Origin of the sequence: Lawsonella sp., from assembly GCF_011525565.1 — a bacterium.
Lineage (GTDB): Bacteria > Actinomycetota > Actinomycetes > Mycobacteriales > Mycobacteriaceae > Lawsonella > Lawsonella clevelandensis_A.
On sequence record NZ_WVRS01000005.1, the window covers coordinates 47,749 to 72,951 of the forward strand.

A 25,203-nucleotide genomic window follows, 5' to 3' on the forward strand; every position below is an offset into this window, starting at 1 on the left:
CTTCCTGCATTCTTATGCGCTAGCGCATTAGCGCTTTGAACATACTAAACGGTGGGCACCCCTGAGGGGGTGCCCACCGTTGTTTATGCGGCCAGCTAGTTGAGTCACTTCCTATTCTGCATAAGTACTACTTAACAGTAGCGATAGCAGGGACGCGACTAGGGGCGCGGCTGTGGTGGTACATGCCGTCACGCCGCAGTATCCAATTATGCAAGCACAGTGCGTGTAGCTAATGGGATAGGGGCAGCGCAGGAAAGAACAGAAATGGAGTTCACGCCCGGCGCTAATCAGTGCTTGCGACTGTGCTTAAGACTGTTAGTGCTGGGCGTGAACTCAGTGGTATGAAGTTGTGACGCTATAGGCACGTGGATAGCAGGCGCGGAATGCGTGCGCTAAACAGCGTGCATGCTTAGGCCGCGAAGCGGACCTGAATGGCGCCGTTGCCGAGCTGCTTGACGTGGGCGGAAAGTGCCTTGGCGAGGTTAATACGCTGCCAGAAGCCATCTTGTCCCTCGAAGTCTAGCGGGGAGCCAGAATCCATGGAGGACAGCATAAGGATACGATCACGCTGAGCATCAGTGAGCTGCGGGTACTTGGCAAGAAGGAGAGCGGAAGCTGTTTCAGGAACAGTCATTGGCTGTCCAGCCTTGCCAACATTCGGAAGGTTGTAGTTCATGCGAGCGGTGTAGACACGGATGGACTCTGCCTCGGAGAGGAAGGGCTTACCTTGTTTCCAGCATTTCATGATGGTGGTTCCGCATGCCTTCTCAACAATGGCACGAGTGTCGCGAGCGGCTTCTGCAATCAGCGGGTAGAAGCGCTTATCGGCGAAGTGCCATGCCATGGAGGCGGTGCCGGTCATACGGCCGGCGACGGTATCCAGTGGGTAGTGCACACCCATCACCACGCGGTTGAAACCAACTTCGGAAGCGCGGGCGAGAAGCTGAGGTGCAAACTCCGGGAAGACAGCCGCAAGAATGATGCCCTTGATGTAGGCGCGGTTAGTGTGGCCGGAGGGGTAGGAAAGGGCAAGACCAGAGTACCCTTTATCGCTATTAAAGTCGCCCTGGGTCTCGTAGTAGTACTTGAGATGCTCAGGGAACTCCTTGAAGGGGCGCGGGTTGCGGTAGTGGGCCTTCTCCAAACCGGTGGCATTGGTGAAGTTGAAGGCGCGGGACATGTCGCCACCCACCAGCTGCTGGAGTTTCACAAGTTTGCCGCCGATGTAAAGATCGCGGTAGATCTTGCCGAGGCGGGTGCCCAATGCGTCGGACATGGTGATGAGGTTCTCATCATTGGAGTCTGCAACGGCGCGCTGAATTTGGACGAGGCTGGCATTATTGTTGATGGACATCACAAGGTTTGCGTTGGCCGTCTTGATATCCGCACGGTCCATAGCCGCATAGAATCCAGAGATAACCTTTGAATAGCTGATGTTCTTGGGGACATCGGAGCGGTAGAGGGTGGCCAGCTGCTCGGGCTTGAAACCCTCTTTGCTATCCATGGAGTTTTTGTCGGGGCCTTTACCCATGGGGGCTACAAACTGGTAGGGGTTGTAGCCGGGCTGGCGGGTGAAGAGGCGTGCGTTGGCAGGCTTGGTTTGCTTGCCTGCAATCATGATGTAGCCGCGGGTGGGACCGCTAAGTTCTTGGGGTGCAGAGGTGTATTCGAGACGCGAATTTCCTTTAGAGGTGCCCTTGTTGAGGGTCATTCCGTCTTGGCCAATGGTGAAGACGGTAGCGTCTTGCTGTTGTGTAACAGGAAGAGCCTGGGCGGTGCCGGCCAGCAGTGCGGTCATGCTAAGTGCAGTGGCTGCGGGGACGGCGAAGCGCTTGTAAAGGCGAGAAGCCATGATGTGTTAAACCTCAGAAACGATCTAGTTGGACACTATGTATCGTAGTTGGATAAAAGGGGGTTCTGATATCCCAGAACCTCCTTTTATCAGGGAATTAACCGTTTATTTGCACAGAATTATATTTTTCGTTGACGACTATGTAAGCGCCATGCCGCCGCAGCGACTAAGACAATGGCCAGATGTTCCGCTTATACCATGCATATCCTGTAGATACATCGCACACCACAATCTGATACCACACCCCATACCGCAGCCCTATACTAACAGAGTGGGTGACGATGGCCGCAGCCACCATCACCCACTCTGTTAGATACGATATATTTACTTGTATTTACTCAGACGTGTTGCCGGGCATGCTATTAGAAGAGTTGTCGGCGGAACCATCATCTGTAGTGCCATGCGGCGCAGAAAAATCCGGCCGATCAAATGGGGCAGTCTGCGTAGGCTGTGCACCCTGCGCAGTCTGTGCGTTCTGTCCATGGTTGCGGGGATCTGGGTATTCCTGCCCGAACTGATCCGACTGCGGGGAATAGGGCGGCTGACCCGGCTGGGCAAATTGGCCAGGCTGACCAGAGTGACCATAGGGAGCAGCGGGCATCTGCTGGCCATACGGAGCACCATAACTAGGCTGATCCATCTGTCCCATAGAGCCCATGTTGTTCTGCGACCCAGGATAACCGGCCTGGCCAGGCTGACCCGGCTGGCCAGGTTGTTGCCCAGGCTGACCAGGCTGCCCGGGTTGTCCAGGCTGCCCCGGCTGGCCGAACTGCCCAGGCTGGGCAAACTGTCCCGGGTACCCCATCTGGCCCATCTGGCTCATTTGTCCCTGTGGACCGCTGGGCTGACCAAAGCGTCCTGGCCGACCGGGCTGACCAGGCTGGCCCGGCTGTTCGTAGGGGGTGGCACCATAAACAGGCTTTGTAGAGGACGACTTCAGGGTAGAAAACTCTACTTTCTCACCGTTCCAATAGGCGGTTAACGGGCCAACCCATTCACAGATGAGCACAACGAAGAGGAGAAGTGCGGTGACGTAGTAGAAGGCGGGCACAACATAGACGGCGGCAATAACGGAGATAACGGTACACGCGAAAAGGAAAATGGAACTCAGTGTACGATCCAGTGAGCTAGCACGACGCAGGTACCCGGTGGTGTAGATACCGTATGGGAGGAAGAGACCCAGGAGGACGACGAAAACAATGTATTTCGTGACCTCGTCGGAGGACACTACCGAGACGCTGCCAAGCTGGCATAGTAGTACGCCGAGCATAAGAAGGCCGATAATGTGTCCGCATTTGAAGGTCTCATAGGCGAAATCGGGTTCGCGGTGGTTCATGTGGTGCGGATTGCCCGGCGCAGGCTGTTTCCGTGGCGCATTCTGCTGGGGCATGCCTTGCTGAGACGCACTCTGCGGGGATGTGTTCTGCGGGGATACACCTTGCTGGGGTGTATTCTGCTGCGGCGGGCGGGGCGTAAAGGGTTCTTGGGGAGGTTGTGGGGAGGTCAATGAGGGTCAACTCCTTGTTATTAACTGCCACTTTTATGCTTCTATCATCCCAGGAAAATGGGGAATGAGCACCCTTGAGAAAATTTTTATAGCATACCCGCGTCAACAGACTTTCCGGAGACTGTTAACGCGGGTATCACAAAAATCTCTGCTCTATAAAGTTGTGCAGAAAGGGTTTAACCACGGCTTTGCGGAGTCTATCCAAGGCTTCGCGGGGCTTTACGCGCGGGGTTTAATAACGTCCATTCCCATGTAGGGGCGTAGTGCTTCTGGGACCACGATGGAGCCGTCTTCCTGCTGATGATTTTCCAGAATGGCCACAATCCAGCGGGTTGTTGCCAAGGTACCGTTCAGGGTGGCAGCTATTTGTGTTTTGCCGTTCTCGTCGCGGTAGCGCACGTTTAGGCGACGTGCCTGGAAGGTGGTGCAGTTGGAGGTTGAGGTGAGTTCGCGGTAGCAGTTCTGGCTGGGTACCCAGCCTTCGCAGTCGAACTTGCGGGCGGCTGATGTTCCCAGGTCCCCGCCGGCAATATCAATCACACGGTAGGGTACTTCTACCAGGCCCAGCATTTCGCGTTCCCAGCCGAGGAGACGCTGGTGTTCTTCGCGGGCTTCTTCCGGTGTGCAGTAGCTGAACATTTCCACCTTGTTGAACTGGTGGACGCGGATAATGCCGCGGGTGTCTTTTCCGTAGGAGCCGGCTTCACGGCGGAAACAGCTGGAGTAACCGGAGTAGCGGATGGGGCCGTTAGACAGGTCAATGATTTCATCCTTGTGGTAGCCGGCCAATGCTACTTCGCTGGTGCCCACAAGGTAAAGATCGTCGGTGCGCAGGTGGTAGATTTCGTCATCATGCTGCACGTTAAAACCAGTGCCTTGCATGATTTCTGGGAGTACCAGCACGGGCGGGATCATCATGGTGAAGCCGTGTTCTACAGCTTTCTTCACCGCCAGCTGGGTGAGGGCCATCTCCAGTAGTGCGCCGGCGCCTTTCAGGAAGTAGAAGCGGGAGCCGGATACTTTAACACCGCGCTGCATGTCCAGAATGTCGCACATTTCGGCGAGTTCCAGGTGGTCGCGTACCGGGAAGGAGAATTCGGGGACGGTTCCTACTTTTTCTAGGACGATGTAGTCGTCTTCGCCGCCGGCGGGGGCGCCTTCTTCTACCAGGTTGGGGAGGAGGCGTTGTAGTTCCTCCACTTTAGCTTCTGCTTCACGTTGTGAAACTTCTGCTTCTTTGACTTTGGCAGCCAATTCTTTGGCCTCTGCAAGTAGGGCGGGACGCTCTTCCTTGGAGGCAGCACCGATCTTCTTGCCGAAAGTTTTTTGCTCGTTACGGAGTGCGTCCGCAACCTGGATAGTTGCACGGCGGGACTCGTCAGCCGCTAATAGGTCATCCACCAGCGCGGGGTTCTCCCCACGGATGCGCTGCGAGGTGCGGACGGCATCAGGGTTTTCACGCAAGAATTTAAGATCGATCACCCTCTCATACTAGTACGTTTCCACAGTATGGTGGCTTTCTTACCGCCCACTACCCATCCACTACCCCATGCTTCGGAAAACGTGCACAATAGGTAGTGATGATGGCACCCTCACCGAAGAACAGTAAGCACAGCAGTAAGCACGGTAGTAAGCACAGTGGTAGCTACAGCGGCAGACGCACTATAGACCGCCGCTGGTGCGTTGTTATCTCCACTGTTGTTATTAATGTTGTGGTGATGGCGCTTGCCATTAACTTCACTGTTCATAAAACCGGCACTACCCAAACTGGGGAACTCACTATGGCGGGTGCTACGGAGGCGGGGGCGGAATTTGCTCACGCTACTGTGGGGTCGTGCCTTAACTGGGACGATAACAGTTCTGATACGCAGATTGATTCCTTGAAAAAGGTTCACTGCGATAAACCTCACCGTTTTGAGGTTGCCGGCATTGTGGACCTTACAACATACCCATCGCAGCGTTTTGCAACTGGTGAGGAGCCACTGAGCCCCGCCCAGGTGGATAGTCTCCGCCTGGGTCTTTGCCGCCCATTCATTAACTCTTACCTGCCGCAGGGGCTTGACCCGGCTGGGCGATTCCGTATTGGGATCCTTCAACCGGGTGCAGAGTCCTGGAAGCGTGGCGTGCGTACTCTCGTGTGCGGTATTGAGGCGAGCCCCAGTGTTAGCTTGAGCGCTAACCCCGAATTTACGGGCACAGTTGCCAAGCAGGATCAGTCCCTTATCTGGGCAACTGGCTCCTGCCTTGCGTCCCACCCGCAGCACCCTCACGATGTGCAGGAAGTGGACTGCCGTAAGCCGCACACTATGGAGATTGTGGGCACGGTGGACCTCACTCCTCAATTTGGGAAGCATTACCCCAGTGCTAAGCAGCAGAATGTTTACGCCGAGAAACAGTGCGTGGCGCTAGCGAACACCTATTTGGGTGGGGCGGAGAAACTGCGGGATACCACTTTGACAGTGCTGTGGTCGCGCGTGTCTCTCGCTGGCTGGAATGCTGGATCGCATAGGGTGACGTGTTCACTGGCACAGGGGAATAAGACTGGGTTCGCCACCTTGCAGGGGTCCGCTACCGGATCGTTCACTATTGATGGGAAGAAACCCAAGAAGCCGAAGAAACTTCCCCCGAAGGGCAATAATCAGCTGCCGGATATGCACAATGATCCACTGTTGAAGTACTCCGTGCCCGGCCTTTCCTACTAGTAGCGGGTATTGTCGCGCTAGTGTGCTGCTATTAACGTGCAGTATTGCTAATTCGCATTGTTGCTAGTGTGCATTGTTGAATGTGGGATTCACACCGGGGGTATCTTTCGCCCCGGCGGAGCCGGAACTACCTGCTTGAAGTGGGTCGTGGTAATCGGGGTCGTCGTATTCTTCCGGCACTGTGTACACGAATGGGGGTTCATCGTCACCCCAGCGGAGGGCCTGCCACCCCCACTGCAGCATGTCTTTCACACTGGGCATCTTCATCGTGGCCACACCACTGGCCTCCTCTGCTGACAGCCATGTCGCAAGTGCGTGGGGGACAAGGTCTACTACTTGCGTATTCGTCAAGAAGTTCCAGTAGGCGTAGCGTTTATCAATCTCCGGCACCAGCATGGTGGTGAACATGCGGATAACAGCACCATGGCTCACTAGCAGCACATTCTTCACAGCAGCGTCACGTGCACCGGAGTGTTCCGCCGCCCGTAGCTGAGCCCGTAACTGAGCCGGTGACTGCACCTGTAACTGTGCCTGTAATTGTGGGAGGGCGAACTCGCGGTAGAGACTCATGGCGGTGGGGGCGTAGCGGGCAAAAATATGGCGGGCGGATTCCCCCAACGGCCCCGGGGTGGCATTATCAACGTCCCCATGTAGCCAGCTGTAGTAGATACGCAGCCACTGTTTCATAATGTCGGGGTTATCCTGCACGGTGGCTTTCTCCCAGTCCCCCACTTGGGTTTCAAAAATACCGGGCACAATGCGTAGTTCCGGAAAATCCTCCTCCGGTAAATCCGGGTGAGCCTGGTGCATGCCGCGTAGTATCATGCGGCCGGTTTGACGGGCCCGCAGTGCCTCCGACGTGGCAATAACCGCCAGGGTGTGGGGGTGTGTTCGCTGCCCCCAATGGAAGGCCTGCTGCATACCTTTTTCGGTGAGGGAAGTACCGGGGAGGCTGGTATCCAACATGCCGCGCACATTCGCCTCGGTTTGTCCGTGCCGAAGTAGTAGCAGGTGGGGAACCATAAATCTCCTCTGGTTAGTTTTCTTTACCGTGGCGCATGTTTTCTAGCCACTCCTGGGATTTGTGAAAATCAGGAGGAGTGGAGCCACTGTTACGGGACACTGGCCAGGACCCCAAGAACCGCACCCATTCGGCCCGCCGGTAGAGTGCCTGCAGGGCCTCCGCTATGGCGGCATCATCAATATGTCCCACACAGTCAATATAGAAATTGTAGGTGCCGAACTTTTCGCGGGTGGGGCGGGATTCAATACGGGACAGGTCTACCCCGCGTAGCCCGAACTCATTCATGGCATCAACTAATGTGCCCGGCTGGTTGGGGAGGCGGAACACAACGGAAGTGCAGTCCTTACCGGTGCGTGGTGTGGGGGTCGCTGGCGTACCTACCAGAATAAAGCGGGTGGAGGCGTCGGGGATATCCGCAACACCATCAGCAAGACTAACAAGGTTCAGGATCTCGCCGGCGCGGGCGGGGGCGAAAGCAGCGTCGAGCCGGCCACGCACAACATCCTCCGCGGCGGCGGCAGTGGAATTAGTGGCAACAGTTTCGGCCTGCGGAAGATGCTCCTGAAGCCAGCCATGCACCTGCGTAAGAGCAATAGGGTGGGAGCCTATAAGGTGCACATCCGAAAGCGGCCTACCATCTTTTACCAGGAGGGAAAACGCTACTGGTACTTCAATTTCCGCAAATATTTGAAGACGACTACCACGGGCAAGACTATCCAGAGTGGTGGTGACGGGGCCATCAACAAAATTCTCGGTGGGAACAAGCGCGAAGTCTGCTCTACCCTCCCGCACCATGTGTAGCGCATCTTGCGGAGTGAGAGCCGGAATAATCTTCTCCACACTACGAAGAGCCGGCACAGGCTTCTCGTTAATAATCTGCTGCAGTGCGGCCTCGCTGAATGTGCCAACAGGGCCGAGGAATGAAATGCTGGTCACACCACCACTCTACTAGCTGCAACAGTTCACTTATAGAGTATGGGGGAGATATTGGGAGCGATGCTGCGACTCATTATTTTTATCAGCAAGATAAGGACTGACGAGCGAAAGGTTCACCGTATTTTTCGCATGAGGATCCTTCGAGCCTTGCGAAAATATCCGAAGGACAAGTGGGGCACCTTCGTCCCTCATATAAAAATCTGTTGATATTTGCCACCGGTTGCTACGCTCTGCAGGAGGCTCTACACGGGTAGTGTAAAACGTGCTAAAGCACATAAAAGCACGTTTGTACTTTTCAATCATTGTGGCCAGTGACTGAGGGGATCGTTCCCGGTACACCATTGAATAAATACGGTACGGAACACCTGTTTTCAGCTGCCACCAGGTAAGCGGATTATTAATATACTCCCACTGCCTACCGATACTCCAGGAACGAAAATTCTTCTTCGCATCCTCCATAGTCGCATAATTATTCGTCCCCTCTACAGGACGGTATTCCGTCATCGGAGTACCCTCATACAGCTCTGTTGTCTCCACCAAAGGATGCGACAAGTGAAGAAGAGTCGCTACCTGACGGAGAATCTTTAGACCAGCCTGATAGAAATCAGAGCCTCCCCACATAGAGATCTTCTCCGAAGAAGGATTCTTCGGATCAAGATCAATAAGATATCCCCTATTGATATAAGCTATGTCCTCTTCATGAGAGAGCATGGTTTTCCTGACATGCTCAAATTCGTCTCCACAACGGTCAGTAAGACTCTGGTATTTTTTACGATCAGCATCACTAACGCGCACAGCAGCCGAAGCAGGAACAGCCCCACCACAAACAACCGCTAAAGCAAGCACACACGCAGAAACTTTACGAAACATAACCCTCTGCCTACTGCTCATGATGACTTCTCCTATGACGGCACCACCAAGTGTCACTATTGTCGATAGACGACGAAACATGGCAATAATCCACCACATACGGCGACGTTATCGTCAACCCCCACATACAAATATTAGGATCTTCTTGACTGCTATACGCATAAAGAGTCACATCAAAAGGGGCACCCTTTTTAGCAAAAAGATTAATATGATACCTCCACTGGCCATCCTCGTCAGCAAAGAATTGTTGATACTTAGTGATAAACGCAGAGTTATTCCATACTCCTGAAAACACCTCAGGGATACGATAATTCAACCTCTCGGACTCTTTCCGAGAAAGTGTTGGCCCAATATCAAACCGATATCTATAGGGCCAATACTTCTTACCGGTCAGGATCTCCTTCCACAACAATGGATTAACAAGAGCATCCCGATCTTCTTGATACAGAAGACTTGTTCGAGATAAATAGATAGGAGGAATTAACTGCCGCACATAACCATTAGGCCTATAACCATAATTATTTTCACCCGCATTACTGGCAACAGGATACGCTTTATATGGTGCCTTAATACCTAAAAGTCGGAGTATTTCCTTTCCCATTTCCTCTTCAAAGGTGTACACCGGATACCCACCCCAATCCGACGGTATCAACGGATTCCTATCAAAAAGATACCCACCCTTAATCCACTCAGCCTCCTCGCTAGCGTTACTTGGGTGATACCGATCTAACCACGTATCCTTACGCACATTAGACACCCGAGACCCCACCTGCTCAGCACCACCAACAGAAGCACCACCTGCTATAACAGACACCACACATGTAGCAACCGCAACAACACGCCCCAATCTCTTCTTCACCCACATACAAACCACCAATCTGTTAATTAAGACAACACTCTCTACAAGGTATGGGGGAGATATTGGGAGCGATGCTGCGATTCATTATTTTTATCAGCAAGGTAAGGACTGACGAGCGAAAGGTTCACCGTATTTTTCGCATGAGGATCCTTCGAGCCTTGTGAAAACACCCTAAGAACAAACGGAGCACCGCCTTTTCCACGAATATCAGCTGATACCTGCCACTGATTATTAGGACCTGCTATCGGCTGCACAGAAGTATGAGAAAACGAACCAAAGCAGATAAAAGCACGTTTATACTTCTCAATCATTTTAGCTAGAGACTGAGGGGACCGTTCCCTATACACCATTGAATAAATGCGGTACGGAACACCTGTTTTCAGCTGCCACCAGGTAAGTGGATTATTAATATACGACCACTTCTTTTGTATACTCCAGGAGCGAAAATTCTTCTTCGCATCCTCCATAGTCGCATAATCATTCGTCCCTTCCACGGGACGGTATTCCGTCATCGGAGTACCCTCATACACCCCCGTCGTCTCCACTAAAGGACCTGTCAATTCGAGAAGAATCGCTATATGTCGAAGAAAATCTAAACCAGTTTGGTAAACATCGGAACCACCCCACATAGAAGGATTCCCCGGAGCAGAATCAACAAAGTATCCCCTATTGGTTTCAAGCATGATCAGATCACGCCCAATTGTCCCTCCGCCATAAACATCCTGAAGTTCAACTTCGCAGTGCTGAGCAAGATCTTGATATTTCTCACGATCAGCATCACTAATAGTCACAGCGGCAGAAGCAGGAACAGCCCCACCACAAACAACCGCTAAAGCAAGCACACACGCAGAAACTTTACGAAACATAACCTTCTGTCCACTTCTCATCATGGCCTCTCCTACCACGAGTCCACCAGGTATTACTACCTTCAATAGACGATGAAACATGACCATAATCCACCACATACGGCGACGTTATTGTTACTCCCAAAATAAAATTATTGTCATGAATGTCTGAACTGGCATAAGAGTTAATAACTACGACGAAAGGAGCACCCTTTTTAGCAAAAAGATTAATACAATAGCTCCAAACGCCATCAATCTGTTCATTGCCCCATACTCCTGAAAAAACCTTAGGAATACGATAATTCAACCTCTCGGAGTCTTTAAGAGAAAACGGTGACTCAACTTCAAACCGATACCCATATGGCCAATACTTTCTACCAGTCCGGATCTCCTTCCATAACAATGGATTAACAAGAGCATCCCGAGCTTCTGGAGAATCCCGAACTACATAAAGAGCGGTGTTTATACTGCCGGGAGAAATCAATGGCTGAACATAACCATTGGGATCATAAGGATGGTTTTCTATACCAGCTCTTTGATAAAAAGCAACAGGTCGTGCTCGATACGGTACTTTAAGGCCTAAAAGTCGGAGTATTTCCTTCCCCATTTCCTCTTCAAAGGTGTACACCGGATACCCACCCCAATCCGACGGTATCAATGGGTTCTTATCAAAAAGATATCCACCCTTAATCCACTCAGCCTCATCACTAACGCTGTTCGGATGGTATTGATCTAGCCAGGTATCCTTATGCACATTAGACACCCGAGGCCCCACCTGCTCAGCACCACCAATAGACGCACCACCCACTACAACAGACACCACACACGCAGTAACCGCAATAACACGCCCCAACTTTTTATTTATCCACATGCACAAAACACCTACCTAAGTTTCAAATAATTCTGTTTACTTCACCTATTTGCGTGTTTAGACACCATTCTCTACTTCCAAATATGGTCAACTATTATCTGTAAATTCCGGAAGATACCCTTAGTGGGTCTATCCCAAACTTTCCAGTGTGACCATGGATGTTTTAAAAACTTCGTAACATAGACTTCCACGCCGTACTTCTTTGGATTTTGCGAATCCTGTCGCTTCTGTGGTACTTGTGGTCCTTCTTTCTTTACTGGTGGTATCCACTGCGAAACATAAAAATCTGCTGATATAAAAGGACCTTTACTTTCAAAATTCCCTGTAGCTCCTCCATATACACATTGCAGATGCGTGGGATCCTTCATATTTGGATCCTCCGGGGCACCGTTATCTATGAGGAAATGAGGCGGTGCAAGAGTTAGCATTTCTGCAGATGGTGCTCGGTGAACCTGTATCCCTCCACCATCGCGAGTAGTCTCCTCTGTTACTATGATCGACCCATCTGGACTGCATCGAATTGAGCACTCTCTATCTCCGCCTCCGGGAAGAACACCTATTTCTGTGAGATCGTTATACCACTCTCCGGGATTATCAGGATCTTTAATCTCCTTACTAACCTCCACTACGCGAGTCCGTCCACCGGGATAACCACTTTCGCCGGGACGAGCTTTTCTATCACCTATAACAATCATTCTTTGTGAGTCATGATCATATGTAGCGCATGCCTGCTCAAGTGGTATTGTGCCAAGTCTCTTGGGGTGCTCAGGATCTGTGGCGTCATATACTGTTGTTTTTCCTTGTGAAACATATTGCAGAGATGACGAGCCTTTTTTCCCTCCTTTTACCCATGCATTATCGGTGCCACTAATAACGCTCGCATATACGTACTGGTGTTTTCCGCATTCGCCGGTACCGGTTGGTATTGGCCGATGTCCTTTAGGAACAGGCAGATTGGAGCGAGTTCGTCCTTCAGGTTTATCTCTGTATCTTTCCGGATACGGAGGCTATCCCATCGGTCACCCGTCACCCCGCCCTTGTGAGGCAGTGGGTATACCAAATCCACATTTTTAATTTTCGACTCTGATGTCGGTAAAGCGACTACTGCTCCACCTCGGATATACTCATTCTTCTTGGGCAAAGGAAAATATATTTTGTCTATAGCTCTAGAAAGCTTTTTCAGCATAGAAAGATCCATGCTTGTAACACACTTTTCAAAGCTTGTTTTTATAGAATCTTTCAGAGGATGTTTTTCCTCACTATGGAATGTCATTTCCGCTGCTGAACTACCATATCGGCGTTTCCGGTAGCCGGCGATAAGCCCCACAAGTGACGTGATAATTGCTAACGCATTATCAAGTGGTTTCGGAGAGGAAGAAGTACTTCTCGAATTCTTTTGCGGGCTTATAGTGGAATCTTGTTCTGTATCGCGGCTGTTGTTATAGCCATCGGCCTTCTGAGTGTCTGGCAGTACTCCATTCTTTTCACCATCGTGGTGTTTATTCTTATTGGGCCGTATTGTGTCCCACAGCTTTTGGAAAATATTTCTACCGGCATGGTCCTGGTGCTTTACGGACGATCCACCATTGCTATGCTCGCCAGATTTATGCCCATCAGGGTTATCGAGATAGGAACCACCTGGAGTTAGTGATTTTCCTAAATCCTCATTGCGCTCCTTTGAAACACCCTGAAGCCCTTTCCCTTTTCCAGAATGGGAAGAAGTATCCCCCAAAGCAAACGGTTTACTCTGGTCTGAATGCGCAGCACCACTACCGCTACGGTTAGGCTGCCAGGGGTTAGCAGGATTGTAGTTTTGGCTACCCAGATTACTGTAGGGTGGCTTACCAGCCTTGTATCCTCCACTCCCATGTGTAGCTGCACCATTATTGGAAGAAGTAATACCGCCTGGTTCCTTACTAGGTGATACTGCACCAGTGCCACTTCCCCTGCCATTAGCAGGTGCGCCACCAGGAATAGGGGCACCGCCGGGGACAGGGGCGCCACCGTGTGCGGGGGCAACTGCTCCCGCACCAGGGGCCGGAACGCCACTGGGCGGAGCAACAGTGTTGGAGGGAACAGGGACACACCGATAGGGGACAGGCGGCGGTGGGGCTTCTACTCCCCTAGCTGCCTCACTTTTATGAGACTGTGCCCACTGTCGTTTCCACGCTGCGTTATATTCATCAGTTTGTCTTTTGCAGCGTTCCTCTGGGGTCTCTGCTTTAGCTGCTGGTGCAGATATGGATGGTTCAATCTGCTCAATGCTGGTCCCTGCTACCACAGCTGAAACTGCAAGGACTGCCCATAACTTTTTAGTTGCTTCCATCCGTGTCTACTTTCGTTTCTGGATAAGTAGACGGACAGTAGAAACGCCTTTATTAAGAAGAGAGCCAATAATCATCATGACGATAAACAGTGCAAAGTACACCCAAAATGATGAATATGTAGCAGCCCACATCCCAAATTTTGTCATATTTAGGCATACACATATCAGTCCGGCTAATCCGATTAAACCGCAGATAAACCCTTGTATAAGATCTTTCTTCATCGTGCGATCTTTTCTAGATTCGGAAAGGGGCACCGTAGGCCACAACGATTGCAATTCCCTGCTCTGTTTCCACAGCTACACGCACAACACTCCGTACTTTCACCAGGGAGGGTTCCGCACCCTGTCACATTAATGTTGATGCCGGTTAGTGAAACTCCTCCGCGCATGGACCGCAGTTTTGCGGTAGCAATAATGACCGTGGTTATATACCCCGGCTTTATGTGTGCCATGTATGTTTTCTGCTGAGTATTATTCGTCGTCAGATCAGCATGATTACCCGTGTTAGCATGCACAGAACTTGTATTTGATGCCCCAGCAGTGGCAGAGCCACCAATAGTGGCCGATGCGCCACCAGTCCCCGATATTCCACCGTTCGCAGATATACCTCCTGCTGTAGGAACCCCTATTGAAAAACTTGGCGTAATACTGCCGGAAGGCGTAACGGAACCGGAAGGGGTAACAGAGCCCGAGGGGGTAACAGAACCATGGATTGTTGTCTGGTTAGACGCACCCTTGTCAGATGACACTCCCACAGACGGGGTTATAGACACAGAATCTGTACGCCCTATGGAGGCGCCATCAGATACGTCAACCCCGCAGCCAACCATGTAGCCGGCTTCTACAGTTGCCGCAAGAACATGTGACGATCCGTGGCCGGTTATCTCCCCAATCCCCATCATGCTGATGAAGCCCTCGTGGCTGTCTACATCCCCAGCCAAATTAGGGACAACTCAGAACTGTTCACCTTTCTTTATCGCACTAACTCTCCAGCCATCAATGGTGTAACCAATTCGCGTCACATCCTGACGTAAACCACCAAGTCCCACTGCCTGTGCATAGTTGGGAACTGATATAAACCCTAAAAGACTTAAGGCAACAACTAGAGAAGATTTCAAGCGGCGAAAAGTAAGGCGTGCCATAAAATTTCCGTTCTCTGAACTACTTAATCAATGCCAGAGACATTACGCCTAAATGGCGTATTTATGAGCACCCTTATCGAAAAATAAAAGAGTCATTTACTGAATAAATAACATTAATTATTGATTTCACTGAGGTAAACAGTAGTAAAAAATAGCCTATTTTAAAGAACGTTATTTTCGCCACACACCACAATGTATTCGCCGCGTTCCGCATGCCAACACACAAGCCCAATAACAGACTCACGAATAGTCCGTATCTGTTCTTCCTCACTGGCGCGGGAGTCCAGGTTCATCGCACCAGAGACAAGCGCGCAGGCCAGTGGGCGGGTGGGATTGTAGGTGGAGAGCATACGATCCATGTCTTGGGGGTGCTTCACCGCGGCACAGTACAGGTGTGTACCGCCGTTAACGAAGTAGGGCAGCCCAGACCCGTGCGATAGGTGGTCGCTCATCATTACTGTGTGGGCGGGGAAATGGCTGGTGATGTAGTCGAAAAGTTCCTGGCGGGTGGGAATGAGGAATGCGGTGGACAATACCGAGTATGATATTTCGTCTGCGTTAAGCCAGCTACAGCCATTATCAAAAGACGTGTGGAGTTCCGTCTCTACGACAGTGCGGGGAATGCGGATAATGCAGCTATGGGGGATAACAGTACCGCCCATTGTGGCTGCTTCGGCGTGTGTTTCTGCTTCTGTACGCTCACTCTTTCCTGTGGCAGTTGTCACATTTTCATTGTTGGGGGGGAGCAGCACTCACCACCACACCACCATCTGCGGGGATAGTACCGTCACCCTGCGGCGGTGCTTCTTGGTGACCTTCGGCCAGTGCCCGCGCCGACCGGCGTTGTGACAAGACAACATACACTCCCAGCAAAAGCCCTGCAGCAATAAGGAAAATACCGTACAGAACATTACGAATTGTGGTTTCGTCGGCAGAATTACCCCCAAACGGCAACAAGTTCGGCAGGGCCAGCATCACCACTCCGCCGGCTATAAGCACCACTCCCACAATGGACACAAGGGTGCTGCGAACGATCGCTGCGGCAGTATTGCCTGGATGGTCATGATGTGCGGACACGAGAAAAACTCTACCGTTCGCTAATCTATAAGACATGGATGCCACTCCCAAGGCTCGGTCTTCCCGCCGAAATCGCAAAGGCAAGAAGAAGACCCCGGAGAAAGAGAATACATATGCTGCCCCACAGCAACCCGAATACTGGGATGCTACCCTAGGGCAGTGGGTGCAGCGCGCACCTGCCCGCAGCACTACCCAGCCGAAACGGCCCGCGCAGCGTCGTGCCCGGCGCATCAACCCTGCCCAAATAACTGATGCGCAACCTTACGATGGCCCCCGCCCTGACGCCGACTGGGAACCCCCCTCTTCCGGCGATGGTGCTTTAAGCTCCCTCTACCAGCCTGACGGATCCTACGCGAGTACGGGTCGTGGCTTCGCGCCCCCCATGTCAGTGCCCCCCTACATGCCTGATAGTGACGCTAAACCCAAGCGTAAACGTCGCACTCCCCGCGAGGTTCTCCGCAACACGGGGAAAACCGTGAAGTGGATTATTATCGTCCTCCTCATTATTGCCCTTGTGGAGGCTATTGCGGTGGCGATTGTTTTCAGCAGTAACGTTTCCCATGTTGACGCGCTCTCCGAGCACATGATTGGGCGTACTAGCGGCACAAACTGGCTCCTGGTGGGGTCTGATTCCCGCTCCGGCATGAGTGATGACCGGCAAAAGGAACTACAAACTGGTGGCGAGTTAGGGTCGCAGCGCACTGACACCATCATGATTATGCACATTCCCTACGGGCGTGGGCAGCGGGTGCTCATTTCTGTGCCGCGTGACTCCTACGTCAATATTCCCGGCTACGGCATGGGAAAGATTAACTCTTCCTTCGCACTAGGCGGCCCGCAGCTTTTGGTGAAAACTATTGAGCAGGCGGCGGGTGTGCACATTAACCACTACATGGAGATTGGCCTGGGTGGTTTCGCAAATATGGCGGACGCTATTAATGGTATAGAGATCTGCCCGACGGATCCCATCAGCGACCCGTATGCGGACCTCTATATTAAAGCCGGCTGCCAGATTGCTGACGGTAAGACGGCTCTTGGCTATGTTCGTTCCCGCCAAACCCCCCGCGGGGACCTGGACCGTGTTATTCACCAGCGGGAATTCCTCAACAATTTTGTGAAGAAGGCAACCAGCGCCGGTACTATCCTTAACCCCTTCCGGCTGTTCCCGTTGGCGAAAGCGTCGGGTGCGTCCCTCACAATTGATAAGGGCACGCACGTTTATAACCTGGCGTGGCTCCTTATGACACTCAGCCACAAGCACATTATGACCACCGTGCCCATTGGGGACATGGTGACGAATGAAGCCGGCGCCGTAGTGCTATGGAACGACGACACCGCCCAATTCTGGGGCCACATCGCCCAAGGCACGGAGATACCGGAATACATGCTAAGTAATTAGCGGATGGTGATTTGGCGGGAGTTGAGGAGGTTGCGGGAGTTCCGTTCGCTGGCGGTGAGGGGGTCGCTGGTGGCGAGGGCCACGTCGAGTTTGGTGCCGAGGGTGTCGAGGGCATCTTGCCAGTATTCGGCGGGCTGGGTGCGGTCAACGTCGAAGACGGGGACGAGGACACCGTAGGCGCGGAACATGCCGGCGTAGCGGGAGCCTTCCCCGAGGGTGAGGTGTCCAGCAGCATGGACGCGGACAAGGGCGGTGAAGAGGTCGTCCTCGTTTTCGGGGCGTACCCAGCGGACGTGGGCTTTTTCGCGGGTGTCTATCCACCAGGCGGCGCCGGTGGTGGCGGTGAGGCGGCGGGAGACCATCATGGCGTCGTTGGCGGCGTTAAGGCTTTGGGCAACCTGCGGGTTGAGGTTGTCGGTGTCCGGCACCCACCAGTTGAAGTCGTCATAGACAGTGATGTCTGGGGTGAAGTCGGCGGGAATGTAGGTGGAGAGGTTGGGGGTGTCGGCGGTGGCGGTAGCGTGTTGGAGGACGTCACCGGGGGCGGCATCGAGGACCCAGTGGATGGCGGCGGCAAGGTCGCGGGCGGGATTGTTGGAGGGTTGTGGGGATTGAATACCGACCATGCGGAGGCCGTCGGATTCGGCGGGGAGTCGGTGTGCGGAGACGGCGCCGGGGAGAATGGTGCAGACGCGGACGGTTTCCCCGTCGACGGTGATGTCAAAGGAGGCAGAAGCGACAAATTCCCGCATGGCGATGAGGTCGCATTCGCAGCCGGTGGTGTGGAATGGGCGGGGGTCGACGGTGAGTGCGGCGCGTTCGGCGGCGCGGGCTGCCAGTTTTGCTTGGCGGCGGCTCATGCCGGCGGGGACGTCAATATTTTTCTTGTTCTTCTTTGCCATGCCACTAACTTACTTGGTTCTTACTCTTATTGTCATTGTGGTGGCACGTAAGAATCATTTATCTAGTAGGCGACATTCTAGTGTTGTAACGATTCGCTGCTTCGTTCCCATAATAACTATGGGTAGGATTTTGTATAGCGGTGAAGGCTGTGCGAGGAGGAGCAGTTTCAGTGAACGAGCAGTCCAAGGTTACACGCCGGCATGTTCTTATGGGGGGTGCCGCTTTGGCCGCTTTAGCGTTGGTTCCTGCTGCCATTGATGATGCTCCTCGCGCGGAGGCTATTCCCCCGCGGCGTCGCAAGTACTTCTATTCCGCTAACCCTATTTCTAATAAGCATCGTTATGGGTGGCTGGAGCTTCCCCATCTCACTCATTCGTCCATGCCGGTTGCTGTTCTTATTCATGGTGGGGCGTGGGAAACTGGTGGCCCCGCCTCCATGAAATACATTGCCGAATACTTGTGTGACCACGGTGTGGCCTGCTGGAATATTGAGTATCGCGCACTGGATTCGGGTGGCGGTTGGCCCACCACCTATGCGGACGTGTGTGACGCTATTGACCACCTTATTGTTCTTAAACTCTCCGCCGCACCCATGCTGGATTTAGATCGCGTGTACTTGGTTGGGCATTCCGCTGGTGGCCAGTTAGCCGCCTTGGCGTTGGGGCAGTCTCCCAGCAAGTTGGATGCGCGTGGTCTTCTTATAGATGCGCCGCTTTCTCGGCTTGCCCATAAGTCTTTACAGTTGGTGAATTTGCGTGGCGATAGGGCTCTACCGTCACAGTCCAGCAATGGTATTAGCGGCGGCCACGCTAGCAGCGGGGATAGCCTGCGCCATCTTTTCACAACGCTGAGTACTGGCGGCCACCCCGATGCGGATGAAATATCTGAAGCAACATCTGAAGCAACACAGGAAACAGCAGCCCTCGTGGGGACGGGTGACGCGGCAGGCTACCCGGCTACCGCGCCGGAGGGTCCGCGTATTCCTATCCGCGGGTTTGCCTCCCTTAACGGGGTACTGGATGTGGTGGATTCCGCTAACCACTCTAAGTTTTCCAATATTCGCACATTTTTGGGGGGTTCCCCGCGGGATGTTCCCGGCAATTATGCGGCGGCTAACCCTATTCGTCATCTCCCCTCCAATAAGGACATGTTGTTGGCGCAGGGGACATGCGATTACGTTATTCCGCATGGCCAGGTAAGGCGGTATGGGCGGGCAGCTACTCGGCGGGGTAACCGTGTCACCTATCTAACGCTGAAAGATGCGCGGCATAACGATGTATTGCTGCCGTGGCGTAACCCCGATACGTATGATGCGGTTACTGAGGCGTTAGGCGAGTTTATTGGGGCGAAGAAAGTTTCGTCGAAAGCGGCAAAAAGGGCCTCTAGGAATTCTTCCGGTAGTGGACGAATGGGTTAATAGGGTCGGTGAGCATGATTTCAACATCACGCGCATCGTGTAGTCCAGAGTCGGAGAATTCGGGTCGGGTAAGGCTGAAGTCAACGTCATCGGTGCAGGCTACCCCGAAGGATAATCCGTTTAGATAGCTGCATAGGGACGAAATACCGGTGGCGCTGTAGTCCAGGTCGCGCCAGTATGAGACGGTCATGGTGGTGATGTTCATGCCGAATTGCGTAATGATGGTATTAATCTCGTCCGTATCGCTAATAAGCTGGTGAAAGCCCAAAATCTTTTGTACCCCGGTAGAGACTTTGTCGTGGAGAAAATCGACATTGCCGAAAACTTCCCTGGTCTGCCTGCAGGCATCGTCCCATGAGGGGAGGGGTACACCATCGTGAATGGTGACGTCATCTGCGAGGGGTTTAATGTCGTAGGCGTCCAGGAAGCTAAGGCGCATCATCTGGTAGAGGTAGTCAATTCTGCTGAGCGTGAAAAGCATTTTTGCCCACATGGTGTGGCTTGTTAACAGGCGCTCGCCCGGAATGATGCCGCTTTCTCCGGCGGTAAGCAGAACAATAATTTCGGCTAGGTTATCGACGGCACCCCTCAGTGAGTATTCGGAAGAATACCGAAACGCATCTACCATGCGAATAATCTCTAGATATTCGCTGGAGTTGGGGTTCTCTTCTTGCATAGCGCCTAGCCTACGGGGGGATGGCAACAAAGCCGTGATTGGGTTACTTACTGAACAATAACTGAATCGTTTCCGAAAGAAAAGATAACTATGCCTTACAACGCGGTGAAAAACACCGTTAACCGTTGCTAGACAACGATTAACAAAAAAAGAATGGCAACATTAGTGGAACACTACAAAGTCTAACGCTTCCACTCATGCAGCGATGGCAAAAGAGACTGATTTTTTCGCTGCACACCATCCATCGCAGATAACAGCGCACCCACAGCCTCCACCGTCTCCACCATATGCTTCCCATGGTTCAACATGACGCACTCCGCCTGCTGCGCCCACGCCGCATCCGTCACCTCAGCACGCGTAGGCTGCCCTGCATCCGTCAACGTCTCCAAAATATTAGAGCCAATAATAACCGGTAACTGCGCAGCCTGGCACAAATTCACCACATAACGCGGCGCCTCCACCATATGCATAATGCCCAGCTCCGCCGCCATATCCCCGCGCGCCACCATAACCCCCACGCGCTCATGCTTCATAAGCTCCAACAGAATATCCGGCAGATTCTGCATAGACTCCAACGTCTCCAACTTCACCACAATCCCCACATTGCGGCCAGAACGCTGCTCCACCCGACGCACCATAGCCACCGCATCCCGCATATCCTGCGCAGTGCGCACAAAACTAACCTCCACCAGGGACGCAAAAGATACGGTTGCCTCCAATAACTTCTCATCCTCCGCCGTCACCGCCGGAAGATTAAGAGCCGTACCCGGCACATTGATGCCACAATTCTCGTAGATAGTTTGGCCACCATCTTTCGCCTGAGTAATCAGCAGACGCGCCTCCCCATCACCCAAATTCTGCACCGTGGAATAAAGAGCACCATTGTTAAACAACACAGGATCCCCCACCTGCAAAGCACTAAAAATACGGGGCTCCGTACACCCAATCCGGGCCACCTCCCCATCACGCGGCGGATTCACGGGGGTAAGGTCATCCGTCAAGATCAGCTCATCGCCGCGCTCTAAGTGGATTCCGCGCTGCAGCGGTGGAATACCGCGCACGCGCGTCCGCATAAAATTAGCCTCCAACATGGCATGGTTACGGATCCACGTGGAACGATCCCCCTGCAGCAAAGCCCCCTCGTCCTGCTTCGCCACCACCACAAACGTCCGCTTCACACCACGATTATCGGCAGTACGAACTTCCGTCCCCACCTCCAACGATGCAAACCAGGTAGCATCCACCATCATGCACAAGGGCGCAATACCCTCCACATGCGGAGGCTCCGTTAGCCCCTCCGGCTGATTCTCCGGCACCAGCCACAAGCGCGCCGGATACCGCATTTCGCCATCGTCATAGCGGGATACGAGGGACGCGCCTACACGCGGACCATCCGCTACCCGGCCAGTAAAAATCTTCGGGCCGGGAAGATCCACCGCAATAGGAATGATTCGATTCAGACGGCGCGCTGTATCCTCCACATGCTCCGCCATCTGCTGCCACTCACTCACATCCCCATACACCAAGTTAATGCGGGCTATCTCCGCACCAGCCCCAAACACATCCTCCACAATCTGCGGATCCTGCGCCGCCTCCCGCGGAAGCGTCACCATAATGCGCGTAGAGCGTCCCTGTGACGCCACCCCCAACGTCTCATCAGCATTCTCCATAAGACGCTGCTCTGCCGCCTGCAGTTTCTCTTCCACACCATCAATCTCATCCATGGTGACGGCCTGCGGCTCATCCCCAATAAGTGCAGAAACCAACGTACGAGCAGCCGCAATCTTCGCCCTCACATCCAGTTCAGGGAATTGCAGAGAAGGCGCACCCAACGTTGCTAATTCATGCTGCAACGTGCGACGATCCGCCGACCGCAGCGCCAAGTAGGCCACCAAATTCTCCGCCCCACTGCGGTAACTACTGTGCACAGCATCAATGTCATCCTGGCGTTGCGCAACAGCCTTATCAATATCGGCGGCAAGAGCATCGAGAGCAGTACGAATATGGGTCAACCGAGCAGACATGAACAGAATCTTCCTTACTAGTTTTCAGTACTAGCCTTTCAGTCCCAATGTAGCGAGAGACCGCCACCGTTCCTACCGAATACTGCAGGAATGCTGCGGCGTTCGCTCAAAATTCAACCCCTAGACACACTCCCTCCTACGTCCCCTTTCTAAAACATCGAGGCAAGCATTCTCAGCAGGGCGCCTGAGACATTCGCGGCAGGGCGCCTTAGATATTCGCGGCAGGACATTCGCGGCAGATCGCCTGGGACAGAGTATCCTTAGGACAGATAAAAACAGACAGACACACTAGTGCAGCCAGAATGCACACAAGCGCTCAGCTCACACACCATATTCCCAGGATTTACACCATGAGCGATACCACCATTAACCGCCTTACCATGGCGAAGGCAGAAGGAAAACGCCTCCGCAAAAAAGTAGCCCGCGAGGACCACGCCACACTGGAACTCCCCAAACACCGCGACGTCCTTGACCTTATCCACCAGCGCAATAAAGGCCGCATTCCGGAACTGATCCCCGTCCGCATGCAACGCATGAGCGCCAGCGCCTTCGCCTTCTTCCGCGGCAGCGCCGACCTTATGGCCTACGACCTTACCGCCAGCCCCACCATTGGTCTCAACATGGTTCTCTGTGGTGACGCCCACCTGGCCAACTTTGGTCTTTTCGCCAGCCCCGAACGCCGCGTTCTCTTCGACCTCAACGATTTTGACGAATCCGGCATTGGCCCCTGGGAATGGGACATTAAACGCCTAGCCGCTTCCGCCGTCCTCGCCGCCCGCGAAGGCGACGTCCACGCCGACGATGACGACGCCCGCGACATCGTTATTAACCTTGTTGATAACTACCGCACAGCCATGGCGAACCTTGCCGAAGAAACCATTCTCGACCGCTACTATGCCGACATTGACGCCGACTGGCTCTGCCAACACGCCGGCGACCGCGACCAAGATCTTGTCGATAGAACCATCGACAAGGCCCGCAACCGCACCAGCCTGCAAGCCGTCCGCAAAATTGCTACTTTCACCGACAGCCGCGGCCTCCACTTCCTCAGCGACCCACCACTTCTCGTCCCCGTCACAGACCAGGAAGAAGCAGACAATATGATCGCTTCTTTCGACACTTATGTTCGCACCCTGCCCCCCGCCGCCAATCTTCTGCTTAAACAATTCCATATTGTGGATGTTGCCCGGCGCGTGGTGGGCGTGGGTTCAGTGGGCACCCACTCCCTGGTACTGCTACTGTCCGGCCCCAATGATGAACCTCTTGTGCTGCAAGTGAAAGAAGCCCTCCCCAGTGTCCTCACCACCCATGGGAAACTGCCGGATGCTTTTTCGGAACTGTCCGCTGGGGACTCCTCCGGGCTCCTCCCCGATAATCTTGATAAGCATATTAAAGCCGGCAATGGCTACCGGGTGGTGGCGTGCCAGCAGATTCTGCAGGCCCACTCGGATCCGCTGCTGGGGTGGACGCGTGGCAAAGATGGCCGCGGCTACTACTGGCGCCAATTCCGAGACATGAAGGGCTCCATCGAAATTGAGAAGTTGGACGTGCAGGAATTGAAGAATTACTGTGCCCTGTGCGCCCGCCTACTGGCCCGCGCCCACTCACAATCCCCGAATGGGGCGCTGGTAGCGGGATACATTGGTAGCAATAATGACTTCGCCAAAGCTATTGCTGAATGGGCCATTGACTACGCCAACCAAACATACGAGGATTTTGAACTCTTCCGCATGGCCATTGACCACGGGGAATTTGAGGTAGCTGACGAGGACGCGGACACCACCGATGGAAAGTCTGTGGACGCGCACAATGGTTCCACAAAATCCACGTTTGACCGCGCACTGGGTTTGTAGCGAGCCCATAGCACTGGGTTTATAGCGCGCAGTTTGTAGCGCACCCGTAGCGCACAGGCGGTAGATGTTTTTTGAATTTACTGCCGTGCGGGCGAAAAACTGGTGGAATAGAAGTATCCGCATTTGTGTTGATACTCACAGACACACCACATGCGTGTGCCACCGCAAATGCGTGAGAGCGCACACTGCAGAAAACGCCACTAACAGAGAGGTTTTCCCATGGCACAGAAGTACGTTCTGCCCGAACTCGACTACGACTACAGCGCCTTGGAGCCATTCATCTCCGGCGAGATCATGGAACTCCACCACTCTAAGCACCACGCCGGATACGTCACTGGCGCCAATGCCGCCCTGGCCGCACTGGAAGAAGCCCGCAAGTCCGGCGACGCCGCAGACAAAGTGGCCACCATCTCCAAGAATCTAGCCTTCAACCTTGGTGGACACATTAACCACTCCCTCTTCTGGAAGAACCTGGCCCCCGCCCAGGACGCCCACCCCGAGGGTGAACTTGCCGCCGCCATTGACGACGAGTTCGGCTCCTTCGAGCAGTTCCAGAAAGAATTTGCCGCCACCGCCACCAGTATTCAGGGCTCCGGCTGGGCCGTCCTTGCCTGGGACATGCTTTCCCAGCGGCTCGTCATCCTCCAAATTACTAATGGCCACCAGGACAATCACGCCCTCACCATGATCCCGCTGCTCCTCCTCGACATGTGGGAGCACGCCTTCTACCTGCAGTACAAGAACGTGAAGGGCGACTACGTTAACGCCTTCTGGAACGTTATCAATTGGGAAGAAGTACAGCGTCGTTTCTCTAAAGCTCGCAAGCACACCCACTGCTAACAGCTAACATTCACACAACACACACAACATACACAGCACCGTCACCCCATCTGGACAGCGACTCCACGTCGGACACCCAG

23 protein-coding genes are annotated in these 25,203 nt (G+C 53.4%); 5 read left to right on the forward strand and 18 right to left on the reverse strand.

Annotated elements, in window-relative coordinates; genetic code table 11:
- Positions 1-409: 409 nt before the first annotated feature.
- The 3 genes from QZV76_RS04380 to serS all read right to left on the reverse strand — a co-directional run bounded on the left by QZV76_RS04380 (position 410) and on the right by serS (position 4,841).
- On the reverse strand, positions 410-1,852 hold the full coding sequence (locus QZV76_RS04380; RefSeq protein ID WP_290598596.1) for a phosphatase PAP2 family protein: 1,443 nt from the start codon (positions 1,850-1,852) through the stop codon (positions 410-412).
- Between the two features lie 334 nt (positions 1,853-2,186).
- Positions 2,187-3,359, reverse strand: a complete 1,173-nt coding sequence (locus tag QZV76_RS04385) for a hypothetical protein (RefSeq protein ID WP_290598597.1) — start codon at positions 3,357-3,359, stop codon at positions 2,187-2,189.
- 219 nt (positions 3,360-3,578) lie between these two features.
- The gene (gene serS, locus QZV76_RS04390; protein WP_290598599.1) at positions 3,579-4,841 is read right to left on the reverse strand and encodes a serine--tRNA ligase; all 1,263 of its coding nucleotides are present in this window, start codon (positions 4,839-4,841) and stop codon (positions 3,579-3,581) included.
- Between the two features lie 101 nt (positions 4,842-4,942).
- On the opposite strand from serS, the gene QZV76_RS04395 reads away from it, so the two are divergent.
- Complete coding sequence (locus tag QZV76_RS04395) at positions 4,943-6,061, forward strand: septum formation family protein (RefSeq protein ID WP_290598600.1); 1,119 nt, start codon at positions 4,943-4,945, stop codon at positions 6,059-6,061.
- A gap of 63 nt (positions 6,062-6,124) precedes the next feature.
- Here the strand turns inward: QZV76_RS04395 and QZV76_RS04400 are convergent, their stop codons facing one another.
- From QZV76_RS04400 to QZV76_RS04455, 12 genes are all read right to left on the reverse strand, one after another.
- Positions 6,125-7,084: a histidine phosphatase family protein gene (locus tag QZV76_RS04400; protein ID WP_290598602.1), complete on the reverse strand. Its 960-nt coding sequence runs from the start codon at positions 7,082-7,084 to the stop codon at positions 6,125-6,127.
- A gap of 13 nt (positions 7,085-7,097) precedes the next feature.
- Positions 7,098-8,021 carry a prephenate dehydratase gene (gene pheA / locus QZV76_RS04405; protein WP_290598603.1) on the reverse strand — a complete coding sequence of 308 codons (924 nt, stop codon included), beginning with the start codon at positions 8,019-8,021 and terminating at the stop codon, positions 7,098-7,100.
- A gap of 30 nt (positions 8,022-8,051) precedes the next feature.
- A complete protein-coding gene (locus tag QZV76_RS04410; protein WP_290598604.1) occupies positions 8,052-8,891 on the reverse strand; it encodes a hypothetical protein in 840 nt (279 codons plus the stop codon).
- A 10-nt stretch (positions 8,892-8,901) separates the two neighbouring features.
- On the reverse strand, positions 8,902-9,756 hold the full coding sequence (locus tag QZV76_RS04415) for a hypothetical protein (RefSeq protein WP_290598606.1): 855 nt from the start codon (positions 9,754-9,756) through the stop codon (positions 8,902-8,904).
- Positions 9,757-9,791: 35 nt separating this feature from the next.
- Positions 9,792-10,616 carry a hypothetical protein gene (locus tag QZV76_RS04420; protein WP_290598608.1) on the reverse strand — a complete coding sequence of 275 codons (825 nt, stop codon included), beginning with the start codon at positions 10,614-10,616 and terminating at the stop codon, positions 9,792-9,794.
- Positions 10,606-11,466 (reverse strand): hypothetical protein, encoded by an 861-nt coding sequence (locus QZV76_RS04425; RefSeq protein ID WP_290598609.1) that lies wholly within the window; start codon positions 11,464-11,466, stop codon positions 10,606-10,608. The genes QZV76_RS04420 and QZV76_RS04425 overlap by 11 nt, the downstream gene beginning before the upstream one ends.
- A gap of 71 nt (positions 11,467-11,537) precedes the next feature.
- A complete protein-coding gene (locus tag QZV76_RS04430) occupies positions 11,538-12,092 on the reverse strand; it encodes a hypothetical protein (RefSeq protein WP_290598611.1) in 555 nt (184 codons plus the stop codon).
- 218 nt (positions 12,093-12,310) lie between these two features.
- Positions 12,311-13,792 carry a hypothetical protein gene (locus tag QZV76_RS04435; protein ID WP_290598612.1) on the reverse strand — a complete coding sequence of 494 codons (1,482 nt, stop codon included), beginning with the start codon at positions 13,790-13,792 and terminating at the stop codon, positions 12,311-12,313.
- Between the two features lie 218 nt (positions 13,793-14,010).
- Positions 14,011-14,733 carry an MspA family porin gene (locus QZV76_RS04440; RefSeq protein WP_290598613.1) on the reverse strand — a complete coding sequence of 241 codons (723 nt, stop codon included), beginning with the start codon at positions 14,731-14,733 and terminating at the stop codon, positions 14,011-14,013.
- Positions 14,734-14,745: 12 nt separating this feature from the next.
- Complete coding sequence (locus QZV76_RS04445) at positions 14,746-14,934, reverse strand: hypothetical protein (RefSeq protein ID WP_290598615.1); 189 nt, start codon at positions 14,932-14,934, stop codon at positions 14,746-14,748.
- A gap of 161 nt (positions 14,935-15,095) precedes the next feature.
- Positions 15,096-15,659, reverse strand: a complete 564-nt coding sequence (locus QZV76_RS04450; RefSeq protein ID WP_290598616.1) for a hypothetical protein — start codon at positions 15,657-15,659, stop codon at positions 15,096-15,098.
- A gap of 4 nt (positions 15,660-15,663) precedes the next feature.
- Positions 15,664-16,011, reverse strand: coding sequence for a hypothetical protein (locus tag QZV76_RS04455; protein WP_290598617.1), 348 nt, complete (start codon positions 16,009-16,011; stop codon positions 15,664-15,666).
- A 34-nt stretch (positions 16,012-16,045) separates the two neighbouring features.
- On the opposite strand from QZV76_RS04455, the gene QZV76_RS04460 reads away from it, so the two are divergent.
- Complete coding sequence (locus tag QZV76_RS04460) at positions 16,046-17,410, forward strand: LCP family protein (protein ID WP_290598618.1); 1,365 nt, start codon at positions 16,046-16,048, stop codon at positions 17,408-17,410.
- On the opposite strand, the gene QZV76_RS04465 is transcribed toward QZV76_RS04460, so the two are convergent.
- Entirely contained in the window at positions 17,407-18,312 is a 906-nt protein-coding gene (locus QZV76_RS04465; RefSeq protein WP_290598619.1) for a DUF5926 family protein, read from the reverse strand. The two genes, QZV76_RS04460 and QZV76_RS04465, sit on opposite strands and share 4 nt — an antisense overlap.
- A gap of 170 nt (positions 18,313-18,482) precedes the next feature.
- Here QZV76_RS04465 and QZV76_RS04470 point away from each other — a divergent pair, with 170 nt between their 5' ends.
- On the forward strand, positions 18,483-19,730 hold the full coding sequence (locus tag QZV76_RS04470) for an alpha/beta hydrolase (RefSeq protein WP_290598620.1): 1,248 nt from the start codon (positions 18,483-18,485) through the stop codon (positions 19,728-19,730).
- On the opposite strand, the gene QZV76_RS04475 is transcribed toward QZV76_RS04470, so the two are convergent.
- Complete coding sequence (locus QZV76_RS04475; RefSeq protein ID WP_290598621.1) at positions 19,696-20,406, reverse strand: hypothetical protein; 711 nt, start codon at positions 20,404-20,406, stop codon at positions 19,696-19,698. The two genes, QZV76_RS04470 and QZV76_RS04475, sit on opposite strands and share 35 nt — an antisense overlap.
- A gap of 182 nt (positions 20,407-20,588) precedes the next feature.
- Positions 20,589-22,430 (reverse strand): pyruvate kinase, encoded by a 1,842-nt coding sequence (locus QZV76_RS04480; RefSeq protein WP_290598622.1) that lies wholly within the window; start codon positions 22,428-22,430, stop codon positions 20,589-20,591.
- Between the two features lie 350 nt (positions 22,431-22,780).
- Here QZV76_RS04480 and QZV76_RS04485 point away from each other — a divergent pair, with 350 nt between their 5' ends.
- The gene (locus tag QZV76_RS04485) at positions 22,781-24,283 is read left to right on the forward strand and encodes a DUF2252 domain-containing protein (protein WP_290598624.1); all 1,503 of its coding nucleotides are present in this window, start codon (positions 22,781-22,783) and stop codon (positions 24,281-24,283) included.
- A gap of 219 nt (positions 24,284-24,502) precedes the next feature.
- On the forward strand, positions 24,503-25,123 hold the full coding sequence (locus QZV76_RS04490; protein ID WP_290598629.1) for a superoxide dismutase: 621 nt from the start codon (positions 24,503-24,505) through the stop codon (positions 25,121-25,123).
- Positions 25,124-25,203: the final 80 nt, after the last annotated feature.